Consider the following 17201-nt stretch of genomic DNA (forward strand, 5'->3'; position numbering starts at 1 on the left):
TTCACAGCGCCGGGCAGGCGCGCGGATCGCTGCTGGCGACGTCGCGGTCGCACATGCGGATCGCGCCGCCGCTCTCGACGACGACGCGCAGCCGGCGGCCGCCGCTGCTGCTGGACGAAACGTCGATCGTCTGGATGCCATCGGCGGTGCTCTGCACCTGGCCGAGGCCGTTGAAGGTGACCGAGCTGACGGCGGCGCCGCCGGCCGAGAGCGCCGCGACGCTCAGGCCGTCCGCGCTCTCGCTGGCCTGCGAACGCTGGACCAGTTGCGGCCCCGCGCTCAACGACGGTTCGGCGCCGCAGGCACCGCTCGGGTCGCTCACGCTGACGACCCAGGCCGGCGAGCCGGTGGACAAGGCGCAGCCATTGCCGGGCACCCTGGAATTCGCGTCGGCCACCATCCAGAAGCTGACGCGGGTGTTGCGGCGCAGCGCCTCCATCCGCGCGATCTCGACGCCATTGCGCAACGACTCGGCGGCGCCGCGCACGCGCAGGCCCGCCATCCAGCTGCCGACCTCCGGCATCGCCGCCGCCAGCAGCAGGCCCAGCAGCACCAGCACGACGATGATCTCGATCAGCGACGCGCCGCGCGAGGCCGCGCGCTTGCAACGCCTCGGATGCGCCGGCGCGGCGGCTGTCAGCATTCGTCCCCCTTGATCAGCCAGCAGGCCTTGGTGACGGCATTGCCCTTGAACTGGGTCGTGCCCTGGGCATTGTTCTGGTTCAGCGTGTAGACATGGCCGGTCGCGCGGCCGCTGGCGCCGGTGGCGGTCAGCGTGTAGGTCTGGCCGTCGGTCGTGCAGCCGTAGCTGAAGTACTTGCCGCTGGTCGCCAGCGCGCCGCCGGCGCAGCTGGAGCCGCTGCCGTAGTTGCGGTTGTCCTGGTAGTACTGCTCGAGCTTAATGCGATAGTTGGCCAGCGTCGAATGCGCCTCGGGCAACTGGCCGCGGCGCACGTAGTCGGTGTAGGCCGGCAGCGCCACCGCGGCCAGGATGCCGACGATGGCGACGACGATCATCAGCTCCACCAGGGTGAAGCCACGCTGGGCCGCGGAAGTGAAACGCTGGACTTGTTGCATGACGAGAGCCTTGTCGTGATGCGCCCACGTGTCGACCGCGTGGCGCTTGTTGCCGTGCATTCTCTGCCTCGCCCCCCTGCCCGGCTGTGCACTATTGCGCAGATTGGACGGGGCGGTCGATGGACGCGAGCGGTCCGGCGATGAATGGCCAACACAAGTAAGCAAGTGCTACAGCCGACCCGCAAGCCGGCATGATCCTGCCTTCGGGCCGGCGCCGCAATCGCATGAAAAAAGCCGCCTTGCGGCGGCTTCTCGGATCCCGGGGGCCGGGTCGTGCTTAGGCGTCTCAGCGCGGCAGCTCGCTCGCCCCCATCAGGAACTCGTCGACCGCCCGCGCCGCCTGGCGGCCCTCGCGGATGGCCCATACCACCAGGCTCTGGCCGCGGCGCATATCGCCGGCGGCAAAGACCTTGGGGACGTTGGTCGCATAGCCGCCCGTGAAGTCGGTCGTCGCCTTGGCATTGCCGCGCGCGTCCTTGGCGACGCCGAAGGCATCGAGCACCGTCGCCACCGGGGCGACGAAGCCCATGGCCAGGAAGACCATATCGGCCTTCAGCAGCTGCTCGCTGCCGGGAATTTCGGTCATCTTGCCGCCCTGCCATTCGAGCTTGACGGTCTTGACGCCGGTCAGCTTGCCCTTCTCGCCGACAAACTCCTTGGTGGCGATGGCGAACTCGCGCTCGCAACCCTCCTCGTGGCTGGACGAGGTGCGCAGCTTGATCGGCCAGTAGGGCCAGGTCAGCGGGCGGTCCTCTTCCTCGGGCGGCTGCGGCAGCAGCTCGAACTGGGTGACGCTCTTGGCGCCATGGCGGTTGCTCGTTCCCACGCAGTCGCTGCCGGTGTCGCCGCCGCCGATGACGATCACATGCTTGCCGTCAGCGCGCAGTTGGCCCTTCAGCTTGTCGCCGGCATTGACCTTGTTCTGCTGCGGCAGGAACTCCATCGCGAAATGGATGCCCTGCAAGTCACGTCCCGGCACCGGCAGATCGCGCGAGGCCTCGGCGCCGCCGGTCAGCAGCACCGCATCGAACTGGCTCTTCAGCTCCTCGGCCGAGACCGTTTCCTTGGCCCAGTTGGTGACCTTGGAGCCTTCCGGCAGCGCGCCGACCAGCACGCCGGTGCGGAACACCACGCCCTCGGCCTGCATCTGCTCGACGCGGCGATCGATATGCGACTTCTCCATCTTGAAGTCGGGAATGCCGTAGCGCAGCAGGCCGCCGATGCGGTCGTTCTTCTCGAACACGGTGACGCTGTGGCCGGCGCGCGCCAGCTGCTGGGCGGCGGCCAGGCCGGCCGGGCCGGAGCCGACGACGGCGACCGTCTTGCCGGTCTTGACCTTGGGCAGCTGCGGCCGCACCCAGCCCTCGGCCCAGGCGCGGTCGATGATCGCGTGCTCGATCGACTTGATGCCGACGGCGTCGTCATTGACGTTCAAGGTGCAGGCCGCCTCGCAGGGCGCCGGGCAGATGCGGCCGGTGAACTCGGGGAAGTTGTTGGTCGAGTGCAGGACCGTGATTGCATTGGCCCAGTCATTGCGGTAAACGAGGTCGTTGAAGTCCGGAATGATGTTGTTGACCGGGCAGCCGCTGTTGCAGAAGGGCGTGCCGCAGTCCATGCAGCGCGCGCCCTGGATCTTGGCCTGCTCGGCATTCAGGCCGATGACGAATTCCTTGTAGTTCTTGACGCGCGCGGCGACGGGCTCGTAGCCCTCTTCCAGCCGCTCGTACTCCATGAAGCCGGTGACTTTTCCCATGGTTGTTCTCTTTCCTTAGACCTTGGCGGCCGCGGCCGGGGCCTTGGCGTGGGCAATCGTTTCGGCGGTTTCCTTGGCGGCATTGAGCTCGCCCAGTGCGCGCTTGTACTCGTGCGGGAAGACCTTGACGAACTTGGCGCGCGAGTCGGCCCAGTGGTCGAGGATGTCGCGGGCGCGGGCGCTGCCGGTCCAGCGGTGATGATCCTCCAGCATCTTCTTCAGGATGGCCTCGTCGGTCTGCTGCGGGGCGTCGCCCAGGTGGTGCCAGATCGCGCGGTCGACCGTCGCCTCCTGCTCGGCGGCGGGCAGCAGCTTCTCCAGCGCCACCATCGAGGTGTTGCAGCGCGAGGCGAAGTGGCCGTCCTCGTCGTAGACGTAGGCGATGCCACCGCTCATGCCGGCGGCGAAGTTGCGGCCGGTCTTGCCCAGCACGGCGACGGTGCCGCCGGTCATGTATTCGCAGCCATGGTCGCCGGTGCCCTCGACGACGGCCGAGGCGCCCGACAGGCGCACGGCGAAGCGCTCGCCGGCCACGCCGCGGAAGAAGGCCTCGCCGCGGGTCGCGCCATACAGCACCGTGTTGCCGACGATGATGTTCTTGGTCGCGTCGCCGCGGAACTCGATCGAGGGGCGCACGACGACGCGGCCGCCGGACAGACCCTTGCCGGTGTAGTCATTGGCGTCACCGATCAGGTAGAAGGTGATGCCCTGGGCCAGGAAGGCGCCATAGCTCTGGCCGCCGGTGCCCTCCATCTGGATCATGATGGTGTGATCCGGCAGGCCCTCGGGCCTGCGGCGGATCAGTTCGCCGGACAGCATCGCGCCGACCGTGCGGCGCACATTCGTCACCTCTTGCATGAACTGCACCTTCTCGCCCTTCTCGAAGGCGGGCAGGCACTTCTCGATCAGCTTCACGTCCAGCGCGCGGTCGAGCGCATGGTCCTGCTTGTCGACATGGATGCGCGGCACGTCGGCCGGCACCTTCGGGCGGTGGAAGACGCGGCTGAAGTCCAGGCCCTTGGCCTTCCAGTGCGAGATGCCCTTCTTCATGTCCAGCAGATCCGAGCGACCGATCAGCTCGTCGAACTTGCGCAGGCCCAGCTGGGCCATGATCTGGCGCGCTTCCTCGGCGACGAAGAAGAAGTAGTTGACGACATGCTCGGGCTTGCCGGTGAACTTGGCGCGCAGGGCCGGGTCTTGCGTCGCGACGCCGACCGGGCAGGTGTTCAGATGGCATTTGCGCATCATGATGCAGCCCTCGGCGACCAGCGGCGCCGTCGCGAAGCCGAACTCGTCCGCGCCCAGCAGGGCGCCGACGACGACGTCGCGGCCGGTCTTCAGCTGGCCGTCGGTCTGCACGCGCACGCGGCCGCGCAGGCGGTTCAAGACCAGGGTCTGCTGCGCCTCGGCCAGGCCCAGTTCCCAGGGCGTGCCGCAGTGCTTGATCGAGCTCCAGGGCGAGGCGCCGGTGCCGCCGTCGTGGCCGGCGATCACGATGTGGTCGGCCTTGGCCTTGGCCACGCCGGTGGCGACCGTGCCGACGCCGACCTCGGAGACCAGCTTGACCGAGATGTCGGCGCGCGGGTTGACGTTCTTCAGGTCGTGGATCAGCTGGGCCAGATCCTCGATCGAATAGATGTCGTGGTGCGGCGGCGGCGAGATCAGGCCGACGCCCGGCACCGAGTAGCGCAGGAAGCCGATGTACTCGCTGACCTTGCCGCCGGGCAGCTGGCCGCCCTCGCCGGGCTTGGCGCCCTGGGCCATCTTGATCTGGATCTGGTCGGCGGACACCAGATATTCGGTCGTCACGCCGAAGCGGCCGGAGGCCACCTGCTTGATCTTCGAGCGCAGCGAGTCGCCCTCGTTCAGCGCGTAATCGGCCGCCATGATCTTGTGGCCCAGCACGTCGCCGACCTTGGTGCCGGCCGTGATCTTGATGCCCTTCAGCTCATTGCGGTAGCGGGCCGGATCCTCGCCGCCCTCGCCGGTGTTGCTCTTGCCGCCGATGCGGTTCATCGCGACGGCCAGGGTCGCATGCGCTTCCGTACTGATCGAGCCCAGCGACATCGCGCCGGTCGCGAAGCGCTTGACGATCTCGGCGGCGGGCTCGACCTCCTCGAGCGGGATCGCCTTGGCCGGATCGAACTTGAACTCGAACAGACCGCGCAAGGTCATGTGGCGCTTGCTCTGGTCGTTGATGATCTGCGCGTATTCCTTGTAGGTCTCGAACTTGCCCGAGCGCGCGCTGTGCTGCAGCTTGGCGATCGCATCCGGCGTCCACATATGTTCCTCGCCGCGGGTGCGCCAGGCGTATTCGCCGCCGGCGTCCAGCATGGTCTCCAGCACCGGATCGTCGCTGAAGGCGGCCTTGTGCAGGCGGATCGCTTCCTCGGCCACCTCGAAGACGCCGATGCCGCCGACCTGGGTCGGCGTGCCGCGGAAGTACTTCTCGACAAAGTCGCTCTTCAGGCCGATCGCCTCGAAGATCTGCGCGCCGCAGTAGGACATATAGGTCGAGATGCCCATCTTGGACATGATCTTCGACAGGCCCTTGCCGACCGCCTTGATGTAGTTGTAGACGGCCTTCTCGGCGCTCAGATTGCCGGGCAGATCGGCATGCATCTGGCCGATCGTCTCCAGCGCCAGATACGGGTGAATGGCCTCGGCGCCATAGCCGGCCAGCACGGCGAAGTGATGGACCTCGCGCGCCGAGCCGGTTTCGACCACCAGGCCGGCCGTCGTGCGGCGGCCCTCGCGCACCAGATGGTGGTGCACGGCCGACAGCGCCAGCAGCGCGGGGATCGCGATGCGATCGGCGCTCAGATGGCGGTCGGTGATGATCAGGATGTTGTGGCCGGTCTTGATCGCATCGACGGTCTCGGCGCACAGCGAGGCCAGCTGCGCCTCGACGCCCTCGCGGCCCCATTCGCGCGGGTAGGTGATGTCCAGTTCATAGGGCTTGAACTTGCCGTTCGTGTGCGACTCGATCGCGCGCAACCGCGCCATGTCCTGGAAGTCGAGGATGGGCTGGTGCACCTCCAGCCGCATCGGCGGGTTGACGGCGTTGATGTCCAGCAGGTTCGGCTTCGGCCCGATGAAGCTGTTCAGCGACATCACGATGTTCTCGCGGATCGGGTCGATCGGCGGGTTCGTCACCTGGGCGAACAGCTGCTTGAAGTAATTGAACAGCGGCTTGTCCTTGCCCGAGAGCACGGCCAGCGGCGAGTCATTGCCCATCGAGCCGATGCCTTCCTCGCCATTGGCCGCCATCGGCGCCAGCAGGAACTTGATGTCCTCCTGGGTGAAGCCGAAGGCCTGCTGGCGATCGAGCAGCGAGGCCTCGAACTGGGCCGGCTCGACCTCGACGCCGCCGATATCGTCGAGCTTGACGCGCACGTTCTCGATCCACTGGCGGTAGGGCCGTGCATTGGCGAACTGGGTCTTCAGCTCCTCATCGTCGACGATGCGGCCCTGCTCCAGATCGATCAGGAACATCTTGCCCGGCTGCAGACGCCACTTCTTGACGATGCGGTTCTCGGGGATGGGCAGCACGCCGGACTCGGAGGCCAGCACGACCAGATCGTCGTCGGTGACGCAGTAACGCGCCGGCCGCAGGCCATTGCGGTCCAGCGCGGCGCAGACCTGGCGGCCGTCGGTGAAGACCATGGCGGCCGGGCCGTCCCAGGGCTCCATCATCGCCGCGTGATATTCATAGAAGGCGCGACGGCGCTCGTCCATCAGCTCATGCTGTTCCCAGGCCTCTGGGATCATCATCATCGCGGCCTGGGCAAGGGGGTAGCCGCTCATCGTCAGCAGCTCCATCGCGTTGTCGAAGGTCGCCGTGTCCGACTGGTGCTCGAAGCTGATCGGGTAGAGCTTGGCCAGATCGTCGCCGAGCACCGGCGACTTCATCACGCCCTCACGGGCGCGCATCCAGTTGAAGTTGCCCTTGACCGTGTTGATCTCGCCGTTGTGGGCGACCATGCGGTAGGGGTGGGCCAGCGGCCACTCGGGGAAGGTGTTGGTCGAGAAGCGCTGGTGCACCAGGGCGATCGCCGAGACGACGCGCGGATCGGCCAGGTCCTTGTAGTACTTGCCCACCTGGTCGGCCAAGAGCAGGCCCTTGTAGATGACCGTGCGGCAGCTCATCGAGGGCACGTAGTACTCGCGGCTGTGCGTCAGCTTCAGCGCCTGGATCGCGCTGGAGGCCGTCTTGCGGATCACGTAGAGCTTACGTTCCAGCGCGTCGGGCACGATGATGTCCGGGCCGCGGCCGATGAAGATCTGGCGGATCACCGGTTCTTTCTCGCGCACGGTCGGCGACATCGGCATCTCGCGGTCGACCGGCACGTCGCGCCAGCCGATCAAGACCTGGCCCTCGGCCTTGATCGCGCGGGCCAGTTCCTGCTCGCAGGCCAGGCGGGAGGCGCGCTCCTTGGGCAGGAAGATCATGCCGACGCCGTACTCGCCGGGCGGCGGCAGCTCGATGCCTTGCAGGGCCATCTCGGCGCGGTAGTAGTCGTCCGGGATCTGGATCAGGATGCCGGCGCCGTCGCCCATCAGCTTGTCGGCACCGACGGCGCCGCGATGGTCGAGGTTCTCGAGAATCTTCAGGCCCTGCTGGACGATGTGATGCGCCTTCTGACCCTTGATATGGGCGACGAAGCCGAGGCCGCAGGCGTCCTTTTCATTGGATGGACGGTACAGACCGTGAGCGCTCAGGTCTTCGATCTCGTTTTGAATCTGGGCGGCCTGGCTGATATTGCTGTTCACGGCGCTCTCCACGGCGGAAGGGAATACGGGAGCGCAGAGATTACTGCGCCGCAGCAATTGATTCAAGAACGAATAATTAGGGTCAGACTCTTATTGACCGAATTCTTTGAGCAAATCGGCATTTAATTGGGGACATACTCAAGCCAGGCGGGGCGGACGGCCGCGCCGACGCGGCTGGATCGGGCGTTCGGTGTCCTCCGCCAGCATTTGCAAGAAGCTTGCCGAACCGAGTGGCCAGCCCTTCAGCGCCGCATCGCCGAGACGCCGGGCCTCGTCCTCGGCGACGCCCTGCTCCAGCCAGGCCTGGTAGGCGGCCTCGCGCTCGAATGGGGTGTTGCCGATGGCCCAGAACAGGGCATGGTCGAAAAGCAGCGGATCGCGGCGCCGGCCCAGGTGATGGGCGGCACTGGACCAGCGGTAATCCTCCGGCCGGCCGGCTTGGCCGAGACGCTGTGGATTCAGCTCGATATAGCGCATGCAGGCCAGCAAGTGAGTGGCCGCCTCCAGCGGCGCCGCTCTGAAGCGGCCATCCCAGAGTGTGCCGCTGCGGCCATGGCGCTTGTTGAAGGCCGCCACATAGCGCCGGCCCAGCGACTGCATCATGCGGCTCAGGCCCTCCGCCGTCTCCGGCGTCGCCAGCAGGTGCAGGTGGTTGTCCATCAGCACATAGGCGTGGATGGCCACCCGGTGAAGGGCCGCCGATTCGCGCAGCTCGGCCAGCAGCCGCTCGCGGTCGACATCGTCGGCAACGATGGCCTGGCGGTTCAGGCCGCGCTGGATCAGATGGTGGGGCAGGCCTGCAACGGTCAGGCGGGCGAGTCGGGCCATGAGGGTCTCTTGAGTCCGACCCCAATTATCAGCCGGGCCAAGCCGGCGTGTATCAGAACAAGGTCTTGCCCGTCAGACGCTGGTGTTCCTTGACCGCATAGCGGTCGGTCATGCCGGCGATGTAGTCGGCACAGGCGCGCGGGGGCTCCGGCGCCAGCGCGAGGTACTCGGCCGGCAGCAGGGTCGGATCGGCCATATAGAGGGCGAAAAGATCGCGCAGCACCGCTTCTGCCCGCTGGCGCGTCTCGGCCACCTGCGGGTGGCGGTAGAGATTGGCAAACAGGAAGCGCTTCAACTCGGTGCTGGCCGCGCGCATCTCGGCACTGAAACGCAGCAGGGCCGGCGCGGCGCGCACCGCATCCGCATCCGCATCGGCCGGCGCCGACTCGGCCAGGCCCAGCCGGGTCGCGTCGATGATGTCGTAGACCTGGGCGGACAGCATGCGCCGGATCGTCTCGGCCAGCAGGCGCTTGCCCGTGAGGCCCGGGTATTCGGCCAGCGCCTCGCGCAGATGGCGGCGCACCAAAGGCACGGCGGCCTCCAGCTGCTCCAGTTCCAGCAGGCCGGAGCGCACGCCATCGTCGATGTCATGGGCGTTGTAGGCAACCTCGTCGGCCAGATTGCAGAGCTGAGCCTCGAGACTGGGCTGGCCGCCATGCAGAAAACGCGCGGCGATGCCGCCCGGCTCGGCCGCCTCGATCTGCAGCGCATTGCGCCTGGCGCAATGCTTGAGGATGCCCTCGCGCGTCTCGAAGGTGAGATTCAAGCCGTCGAAGGCCGGGTAGCGCTGCTCCAGCAGGTCGACCACGCGCAGCGACTGCAGATTGTGTTCGAAGCCGCCGTGCGGCTTCATGCACTCGTCCAGCACGTCCTGGCCCGCATGGCCGAAGGGCGTGTGTCCCAGGTCATGGGCCAGCGCCACCGCCTCGACCAGGTCCTCGTCCAGTTGCAGGCTGCGCGCGATCGAACGGCCCAGCTGGGCGACCTCCAGCGAATGGGTCAGCCGCGTGCGGAACAGATCGCCCTCGTGGTTCAGGAAGACCTGGGTCTTGTAGACCAGGCGCCTGAACGCCGTGCTGTGGACGATGCGATCACGGTCGCGCTGGAAATCGCTGCGTGTCGGTGCTGGTGGCTCGGGATGACGGCGGCCGCGGCTGCGCTCGGGGTGGCTGGCGTAGGCGGCGCGCGTCATTGAGTGACTGATCGGCTCAGGCCGTATGCGCGTCCAGCACCTGGGCGACCAGCGCGTCGGGCGCGCCGCGCATGCCGGCCTTGCCGAGCCCCTCGATGAGGACAAAGCGGATCTCGCCGCCCTCGCTCTTCTTGTCGACCCGCATCAGTTCCAGATAGCGCTCGACGCCCAGCCGGGGGCCGACGACCGGCAGGCCGGCCCGCTCGATCAGCCGGCGCATGCGCGGCAGGAAGTCGGCCGGCATCAGGCCCAGGCGCACCGACAGGTCGCTGGCCATCACCATGCCGCAGCCGACCGCCTCGCCGTGCAGCCATTCGCCATAGCCCAGGCCGGTCTCGATCGCATGTCCGAAGGTGTGGCCGAAGTTCAGGATGGCGCGCAGGCCCTGCTCGCGCTCGTCCTGCCCGACGACCCAGGCCTTGATCTCGCAGCTGCGCTTGACCGCATGGGCCAGCGCCGCCTTGTCGCGCGCCAGCAGCGCGTCGAGGTTCGCCTCGATCCAGGCCAGGAAGTCGGCGTCGGCGATCGGGCCGTACTTGATGATCTCGGCCAGCCCCGCCGCCAGCTCGCGCGGCGGCAGGGTGTCCAAGGTGTCTAGGTCGGCGATCACGCGCGCCGGCTGATAGAAGGCGCCAAGCATGTTCTTGCCCAGCGGATGGTTGATCGCGGTCTTGCCGCCAACCGAGGAATCGACCTGGGCCAGCAAGGTCGTCGGCACCTGGACGAAAGGCACGCCGCGCATATAGATCGCGGCGGCGAAGCCGGTCATGTCGCCGATGACGCCGCCACCGAGCGCGACGAGCACCGTCTTGCGGTCCGAGGCCGTCGCCAGCAGCCGGTCGACGATCGCATTCAGCGAGTTCCAGTCCTTGTGCTGTTCGCCGTCCGGCAGCAGCACCTTGTCGACGCGGCCGTAATGCGCAGCCAGCTGTGCGCGCACTCGATCCAGATACAGCGGCGCCACCGTCTCGTTCGTGACGATCAGCGCAGCGGCCGCCTTCGGCAGGCCCTGCCAGCTGGCCGGCGCATCGAGCAGGCCGGGGCCGATCAGGATGTCGTAGCCGCGCTCGTCGAGCGCGATCGCGACGGTTTCGGTGGACGGGGGGAGAGAGAGGGAAAGAGGAACTGCGACGCTCATGGGCCCGAGTGTACGGGGCCGGCCGCTGCCGCCGGTTCGGCGCCGACGGTGGCCGCGACCCTGGCCGGATCGACGACACCGGCCAGTTCCAATTGCATCAGCGCCATATTGACCAGGCCGTGGACCGAGGGCCGGCCGGTCTCCAGCACATAGTGGGCGCAGCGGCGGTACAGCGGATCGCGCTGCGCGAACAGCTCGCGCAGCTTGGCCAGCGGATCGCGCACCTGCAAGAGCGGGCGCTGCGTGTCGTGGCGCAGGCGCCGGAACAGCTCTTCCGGCGTCGAGCGCAGATAGAGCACCGTGCAGCGCCGCTGCAGCAGCTCGCGATTGGCTTCGCGCAGGACAATGCCGCCGCCGGTGGCCAGGATCAACTCACCGGGACCGGACAGGATCTCTGCCAGCACCTCTGACTCGATCCGGCGGAAGGCATCCTCGCCGGCCCGCTCGAAGAAGCTCCTGATCGGCTCGCCGAGCCGGGCTTCGATCTCGGCATCCGAGTCGACGACGCGGATGCCCAGCTGTCGCCCCAGCTGGCGGCCGACGGTGGACTTGCCACCGCCGGGCATGCCGACCAGGGCGATGACGGGCAACACGACGACGCTCAGTCCTTGTTCGTGCAGTACACCAGGTCGCTGCTCTTGCGGTTGCTACCGTAGGGGCTGGCGACGAAAGCCGGCGGCGGGCTCTCGGTCTTCAGCGCGGTGGCCAGCACCGGCAGGATGCCGGTATAGCTCGCCGGCGGGCTGACGACGCCGGCCGCGGCGGCCGTGATCGTGAAGCCGACCCAGCCGGCCACGCTCTTCGGGTACTCGATCTTCAGCACGGCCGTGCCATTGGCATCGGTACGGGTCGAGCCGACCATCGTGATCGAGGCGTCCGACTTGCGCGGCTCCAGCTGATTGCTGCTGTTCCTGTCCTCGCCCGCGTCGATCGAGCCATTGCGGTTCAGGTCCTCGGCCAGGCAGACCGGCGCCAGGCCCGCCGTGGGGGTCGCCGAGCCATCGAGCGTGTAGTACACCTTCCAGCTGCTGGCCGCGGCGTCCCAGAGGTAGAAGCCCTTGTAGTAGCCGGTCAGGTCCAGCGAGGGCGTGATCTGCACATCGGACTTCGGATTGCCGGCCGCATCGACGACCAGCAGCACATAACGCTTCACATAGGTCAGCGTGCTGTCGCCGACCGCCAGCGTCTCGTCGGTGCCGATCGTGATCGACAGCGGATCGGAGACGACGGTCAGGCTGGTCAGCACCTGGTTCGGGCAGCTGCCCGCGGCGAAGTCGTTGTAGTCCCAGCAGGCGCGCACCGAGACGCCGTTGGTCGGGCTCGAGCGGGTGGACGGCGTGTAGTTCGTCGTCGCCGCGCCGCCGGCGTCCGAGTAGACGATGGACGTGCCGGCGCTGATCGTGCCGCCGATATTGTTGACGTCGCCGTTGAGGTCGAAACGCACGCGCACGTTCTTGATCGGCGCATTGTTGGCGCCGAGGAAGAGCGCACGCAACTCGGTCCGGTTGGCCGTGTCGGTGCTGTTGACCTTGACGACGTTCGGCGAGGCCGAGACCGAGGCCGAGACCACCGTCGGCGAGGCCGGCGGCACCGTCGAGGCGCCGGCCGACACGGTCACGGTGACCAGGGACGATGCACCGCCGGCGCTGGCGCTGACGTCGATCGCGCCGGGCGTGGTCGGCGCCGTGTAGCTGTAGACATAGGCGCCGTTCGAGTCGGTCTGGCCGCTGGCCGCGGGCAGGCCGGCGGCGCTGATCGTGATCGGCACGCCGATCATCGGGTTCTTGTTGACGTCGGTCAGCAGGTACTCGACCTTGTTGCCCGCACTGCCGGCAGAGGGCAAGGTCGGCAAGGCGGTGCCCTGCAGCTTGGCGCCGGTGACGACGAAGCTGGCCGTGCGCACCAGGGTCTCGCTCTTGGCGGTGACAGTGATCAGGCGGTTCGAGCGATCGCTGCCGATGCCCACCGCCGCCGTGACCTGGCCCTGCGCATTGGTGGCATTGCCGCTGGGCGCGATGACCGCGTTGCTGTCGACCGAGAAGGTGACCGGGATGCCGCTGATCGCATTGCGCGAGGCGTCGACCGCCGTCACCGTCGCCTGCACCGTGCGGCTGCCGGAGTTGTCGATATTGCTGCTGTCCAGCGCGATCGTCAGATCGCTGGCCTTGGGCTTGGTGATCAGCGCGTCGACGACGTCGAAGCTGATCGTGCGCTGCACGGTGCCGCTGGTCGCCGTCACCGAGATCGTGCGGTTGGTGTGATTGGCGGCCAGCGAGACGGTGGCGGCGATCTTGCCCGTGCTGTTGTCGGTATTGGTCGCGCCGCCGGTGCTGATCACCGCGTCGCCGACATCGGTCAGCTTGAAGCTGACCGGCGAGCCGCCGACGGCCAGGCGATTCGCGTCGACCGTCGTGACGGTGACGACGGCCGACTGGCTGCCGTCGTTGGCGATCGTGGTCTTGTCGACCGTCATCGCCAGATCGGCGACCTTGCCGCCCGACACGCTGTCGACGACGTCGAAGCTGACCTTCTTGGAAATCGAGCCGCTGCTGACGGTCACATTGATCGTGCGATTGGTGCGGTCGGAGCCGATCTGCGCCTTGGCCGTCAAGGTGCCGGCGGTCTTGTCGGTCGCCGTGCCGGCCGGCGTGATGACGCCGCCGTTGTCGATCGCGAACTTGACCGGCACCTCGCCGACGACGCTGCGGTTCGCATCGATCGAGGTCACCGTCAGGGTCACCGCGTCGGTGCCGGCATTGGTGATGCTGGTCTTGTCCATGGTCACCGACAGATCGGCCACCGTGCTGGGCGTGCTGCCGCCACCGCTGCCGCCGCCAACAACCGGCTTGCCTGCATCGCCGCTGCCGCCACCGCCGCAAGCGGCCAGCGTCGTCGCCAGCGCCACGCCGGCGATCGCTTGCACGAATCGACGGCTCCAACCCACAAACTTGCTCATTTCCTGAAACTCCTGCATTGCCGTCGTCGCGTGCACGCGGCCACTCCCTTTATTGACCGTCAAGCGCCGTCGCTCAGCGCACCGCCGCCCGCTCGCTGACCACCTTGGGGGTCAGGAAGATCAGCAGCTCGGTCTTGACCGAGGTGCGCGCGGTGTTCTTGAACAGATGGCCCAGATAGGGCAGATCGCCGAGCAGGGGCACCTTGGAGATGTCCTCGCGCTCGTCCTGCGTGAAGATGCCGCCGATCACGACGGTGCCGCCGTTCTCGACCAGTACCTGGGTCTGCACATGCTTGGTGTTGATCGCGTAGCCCTGCGGGGTCAGCGAGCCGCGGCTGTCCTTGTTGACGTCGACGCTGAGGATCACATTGCCCTCGGGCGTGATCTGCGGCGTCACCTCGAGCTTGAGGTTCGCCTTGCGGAACTGGATCGAGGTGGCGCCGCTGGAGGTGGCCACCTGGTAGGGCAGTTCCTCGCCCTGCTCGATCAGCGCCTTGACCTGGTCGGCGGTGATCACGCGCGGGCTGGACACGATCTTGCCCTTGCCGTCGGCTTCCAGTGCCGACAGTTCCAGGTTCAGGAAGCGGTTGGCCGTGGCGCTGAACAGCGACAGCGCGAAGGAGGCCGCATTGGCGCCGCCGAAGCTGTCGGACGAGACATTGGCCGGCAGATTGACGAACTGGGTGTTGTTGTAGTTCGCCGCCGGGCCCTGGTTGGTCTGGTAGCCGATCTGGTTGTAGTTGCCGCCGGCCGTCAGATAGCTGTTGCCGCCGACGTTGTAGCCGGGGATGCCGCCCTGCACGCCGCGCAGATCCTGCGAGCCCAGCTTGACACCCAGCGAGCGGCCGAAGCGGTCGTCGGCCTCGACGATGCGCGCCTCGATCAGCACCTGGCGCACCGGGATGTCGATCTTGGCGATCATCGCCTGGATCTCTTCCAGCTTGGACGGGATGTCCGAGACGAAGAGCTGGTTGGTGCGGGTCTCGTAGATGACGCTGCCGCGAGTCGACAGGATGCGGCTGTTGTTGGTGCCGCTGCCACCGCTGGAGTTCTGGCCGGTCAGGCCCTTGGCGACCTCCTCGGCCTTGGTGTAATTCAGCTGGAAGGCCTGGGTGCGCAAGGTCTCCAGCGAGGCAATCTGCGCCTTGGCCTCGAGCTCCAGCTTCTCCTTGGCCGCCAGCTCGTCCTTGGGCGCAATCAGCAGCACATTGCCGGACTTCTTCAGGCCCAGGCCCTTGGCCTGCATGATGATGTCCAGCGCCTGGTCCCAGGGCACGTCCTTCAGCCGCAGGGTCACATTGCCGGTGACGGTGTCGCTGGTCACCACATTGAAGTTGGTGAAGTCGGCGATCACCTGCAGCAGCGCGCGCACCTCGATGTTCTGGAAGTTCAGGCTCAGCTTGTCGCCGGCATAGCCAGGGCCCTGCGTCAGCTTGTTCGGGTCGACCTTCTGCGGCCGCACCTCCAGCACGAACTGGTTGTCGCTCTGGTAGGCGCTGTGCTCCCAGGAGCCCTTGGGCTCGACCAGCATCCGCACGCGGTCGCCGACCTGGGTGGTCGTGATCGTCTGCACCGGGCTGCCGAAATCGCTGACGTCGAGCTTGCGGCGCAGGTTCTCGGGCAGGCTGGAGCGCAGGAATTCGACCACCAGATTCTGGCCCTGCTGCTGGATGTCGACGCCGACCTGGTTGTTCGGCAGATTGACGATCACGCGGCCCGCGCCATCCTGGCCGCGGCGGAAATCGATCTCGCGCAGTGCCAGCGAGGTGGTGTTCAGGCTGGGCGCGAAATGGGTCGGCTCATTGGCCGCGCGGGCCGGGCTGGCCACCGGCTCCAGCACCAGCAGCAGCGCGTTGTCCTGCAGCTCGGCGCGGTAGGCGGCCGGCTGGCGCAGATTCAGCACCACGCGGGTGCGCTCGCTGGCCTGGGCCACATTGGCCGAGCGCAGATTGCCCTGGTTGATCTCGACGAGCGAACGGCCGATGCCATTGGAGACGCCGGGCAGATCGATGGCGATGCGCGGCGGCGTCTGCACGGTGAAGCCCTTGGGCAGTTCCTTCAGCGGCTCGGACAGCTCGATGCGCACCACCTCGGCGCCGGCCTGCTGCACGCTATTGATCGAGCGGATCGTCGCCTGCGCCCAGACCTGCGTGGTGGCCAGCAGGCCGATCGAGAAGGCCGAGGCCAGCACCCACGACTTGCGCCAAGCACCCATCCGGGAGGTCTCCTGCAATGCTTTTTTCATCGTCCCTTCTCCTGAAGCTGGAGGGTACTGGTCCGCTCGATCCATTCGCCGGCAGCGTCCTGGACGACTTCTCGCAATGTGATATCGGTTTCGCTGATCTTCATGACTCGACCAAAGTTCTGGCCCAGATAGTCGCCGTTCTTGACCTGGTACAGCAGGTTGTCGACGCGCAGCAGCGCATAGCGCTGGTTCTGGCGGTTGATGCTGCCTACCATCGACATGCTGTCGAGTGGATAGGCCTCCAGCGGCTCGCGCCGGCGATTCATTTCGGCCGTCAGCAGGGAATTCGGCTGCGCCGCCTCCTGCTTGATGGCGACGCTGAGCTTTTGTGTGCTGAAAGGCTCGACCGCCGCGCTTGCCTCATAGGGCTCGGGCAGGAAACGCTTGGGCGCGACCAGCGGCTTGATCGTCGCCTTGGCCTCGCGGCGCTGCTGCTCCATCCATTGGCGGAGCTCGTCCAGATCGGCGGTGCAGCCGGCCAGCAGCAGCAGGCCGGTCAGCAGGGCCAGGCCGGCGCCGCGCAGCGATTGAGGATGACTGGCTTGTCGCATCACTTCTTGGCCCCCGCGGCCTTGGCCGCGCTCTTCTTCTGTTCGGCCAGCTCGCCGGCATCCAGATAGCGATAGGTGCGGGCCGTCGCCTCCATATTCAGCGGCCCGCCCAGATCCTTGCCGGTCGGCGCGACCACGCTGAGGTTGTGCAGGGTGACGATGCGCGACAGATTCGACACATCGGCGGCGAAGGCACCGATGTCGTGATAGCGGCCGGAGACGCGCAAGGCGATCGGCAGCTCGGCGTAGTAGTCCTTGACGATCACCTGGCCCGGGCGGAACAGCTCGAACTGCAGGCCGCGGCCCAGGCCCGCCTGGTTGATGTCGGACAGCAGCGCATCCATCTCGGCCTTGCCAGGCAGCTGCTTTTCCAGCTGCGTCACGTATTCCTCGACCTGGCTCTTCTGCTTGCGCAGCTCGGGCAGATTGACCGCCTGCGCCAGCTTGTTCTTGAAGTCTTCCTTCAGGGTCGGTTCACGCGCCTGCTCGGCCTCCAGCGCCGACTGCACATCGGACAGCATGAAGATCCAGCCGAGCACGACGACCAGCACCGTCGCCAGCGCGAACGCCGCCAGCTTGGGCAGCAGCGGCCATTGGCCCGGCTCCTTGGGATTGAGACCGCGGAACTGCTCCGCGACACCCTCGAACCAGACGTTCAGATCGAATTTGGGGGCCTTCGTTGCCATGG

Annotated in this window: 12 protein-coding genes; all 12 read right to left on the reverse strand. The window is 67.1% G+C overall.

The features are described from left to right. Nucleotide 1: 1 nt before the first annotated feature. On the reverse strand, nt 2-643 hold the full coding sequence (locus tag QWJ38_RS12570; protein WP_290359422.1) for a pilus assembly FimT family protein: 642 nt from the start codon (nt 641-643) through the stop codon (nt 2-4). Next, the gene (locus QWJ38_RS12575; RefSeq protein WP_290359423.1) at nt 637-1077 is read right to left on the reverse strand and encodes a type IV pilin protein; all 441 of its coding nucleotides are present in this window, start codon (nt 1075-1077) and stop codon (nt 637-639) included. The genes QWJ38_RS12570 and QWJ38_RS12575 overlap by 7 nt, the downstream gene beginning before the upstream one ends. Nucleotides 1078-1363: 286 nt before the next feature. Continuing rightward, complete coding sequence (locus QWJ38_RS12580) at nt 1364-2830, reverse strand: glutamate synthase subunit beta (protein ID WP_290359424.1); 1467 nt, start codon at nt 2828-2830, stop codon at nt 1364-1366. A 15-nt stretch (nt 2831-2845) separates the two neighbouring features. Then, nucleotides 2846-7603 (reverse strand): glutamate synthase-related protein, encoded by a 4758-nt coding sequence (locus QWJ38_RS12585; RefSeq protein WP_434063978.1) that lies wholly within the window; start codon nt 7601-7603, stop codon nt 2846-2848. Between the two features lie 138 nt (nt 7604-7741). Beyond that, nucleotides 7742-8431, reverse strand: a complete 690-nt coding sequence (locus QWJ38_RS12590) for a transposase (protein ID WP_290359425.1) — start codon at nt 8429-8431, stop codon at nt 7742-7744. Between the two features lie 52 nt (nt 8432-8483). Further along, nucleotides 8484-9623, reverse strand: a complete 1140-nt coding sequence (locus tag QWJ38_RS12595; RefSeq protein ID WP_290359426.1) for a deoxyguanosinetriphosphate triphosphohydrolase — start codon at nt 9621-9623, stop codon at nt 8484-8486. A 16-nt stretch (nt 9624-9639) separates the two neighbouring features. Further along, entirely contained in the window at nt 9640-10761 is a 1122-nt protein-coding gene (gene aroB / locus QWJ38_RS12600; protein WP_290359427.1) for a 3-dehydroquinate synthase, read from the reverse strand. Continuing rightward, nucleotides 10758-11354, reverse strand: coding sequence for a shikimate kinase (locus QWJ38_RS12605; protein WP_290359428.1), 597 nt, complete (start codon nt 11352-11354; stop codon nt 10758-10760). Before QWJ38_RS12605 ends, aroB begins: the two co-directional genes overlap by 4 nt. An 8-nt stretch (nt 11355-11362) precedes the next feature. Next, nucleotides 11363-13717: an autotransporter outer membrane beta-barrel domain-containing protein gene (locus QWJ38_RS12610; protein WP_290359429.1), complete on the reverse strand. Its 2355-nt coding sequence runs from the start codon at nt 13715-13717 to the stop codon at nt 11363-11365. A 73-nt stretch (nt 13718-13790) separates the two neighbouring features. After that, nucleotides 13791-15962, reverse strand: coding sequence for a type IV pilus secretin PilQ (locus QWJ38_RS12615; protein WP_290359430.1), 2172 nt, complete (start codon nt 15960-15962; stop codon nt 13791-13793). Then, nucleotides 15959-16513 carry a pilus assembly protein PilP gene (locus QWJ38_RS12620; RefSeq protein WP_290359431.1) on the reverse strand — a complete coding sequence of 185 codons (555 nt, stop codon included), beginning with the start codon at nt 16511-16513 and terminating at the stop codon, nt 15959-15961. Before QWJ38_RS12620 ends, QWJ38_RS12615 begins: the two co-directional genes overlap by 4 nt. Beyond that, nucleotides 16513-17199, reverse strand: a complete 687-nt coding sequence (locus QWJ38_RS12625; RefSeq protein ID WP_290359432.1) for a type IV pilus inner membrane component PilO — start codon at nt 17197-17199, stop codon at nt 16513-16515. The genes QWJ38_RS12620 and QWJ38_RS12625 overlap by 1 nt, the downstream gene beginning before the upstream one ends. Between the last annotated feature and the right edge of the window lie 2 nt (nt 17200-17201).

Source organism: Roseateles violae, assembly GCF_030410485.1.
Classification (GTDB): Bacteria; Pseudomonadota; Gammaproteobacteria; order Burkholderiales; family Burkholderiaceae_C; genus Roseateles_D; species Roseateles_D violae.

Coding starts and splice junctions, on each gene's coding strand:
- QWJ38_RS12580 (WP_290359424.1), bottom strand. CDS start 2,830: ATGGGAAAAGTCACCGGCTTCATGGAGTACGAGCGGCTGGAAGAGGGC.
- QWJ38_RS12615 (WP_290359430.1), bottom strand. CDS start 15,962: ATGAAAAAAGCATTGCAGGAGACCTCCCGGATGGGTGCTTGGCGCAAG.
- QWJ38_RS12625 (WP_290359432.1), bottom strand. CDS start 17,199: ATGGCAACGAAGGCCCCCAAATTCGATCTGAACGTCTGGTTCGAGGGT.
- aroB (WP_290359427.1), bottom strand. CDS start 10,761: ATGAGCGTCGCAGTTCCTCTTTCCCTCTCTCTCCCCCCGTCCACCGAA.
- QWJ38_RS12610 (WP_290359429.1), bottom strand. CDS start 13,717: ATGAGCAAGTTTGTGGGTTGGAGCCGTCGATTCGTGCAAGCGATCGCC.
- QWJ38_RS12620 (WP_290359431.1), bottom strand. CDS start 16,513: ATGCGACAAGCCAGTCATCCTCAATCGCTGCGCGGCGCCGGCCTGGCC.
- QWJ38_RS12575 (WP_290359423.1), bottom strand. CDS start 1,077: ATGCAACAAGTCCAGCGTTTCACTTCCGCGGCCCAGCGTGGCTTCACC.
- QWJ38_RS12570 (WP_290359422.1), bottom strand. CDS start 643: ATGCTGACAGCCGCCGCGCCGGCGCATCCGAGGCGTTGCAAGCGCGCG.
- QWJ38_RS12595 (WP_290359426.1), bottom strand. CDS start 9,623: ATGACGCGCGCCGCCTACGCCAGCCACCCCGAGCGCAGCCGCGGCCGC.
- QWJ38_RS12590 (WP_290359425.1), bottom strand. CDS start 8,431: ATGGCCCGACTCGCCCGCCTGACCGTTGCAGGCCTGCCCCACCATCTG.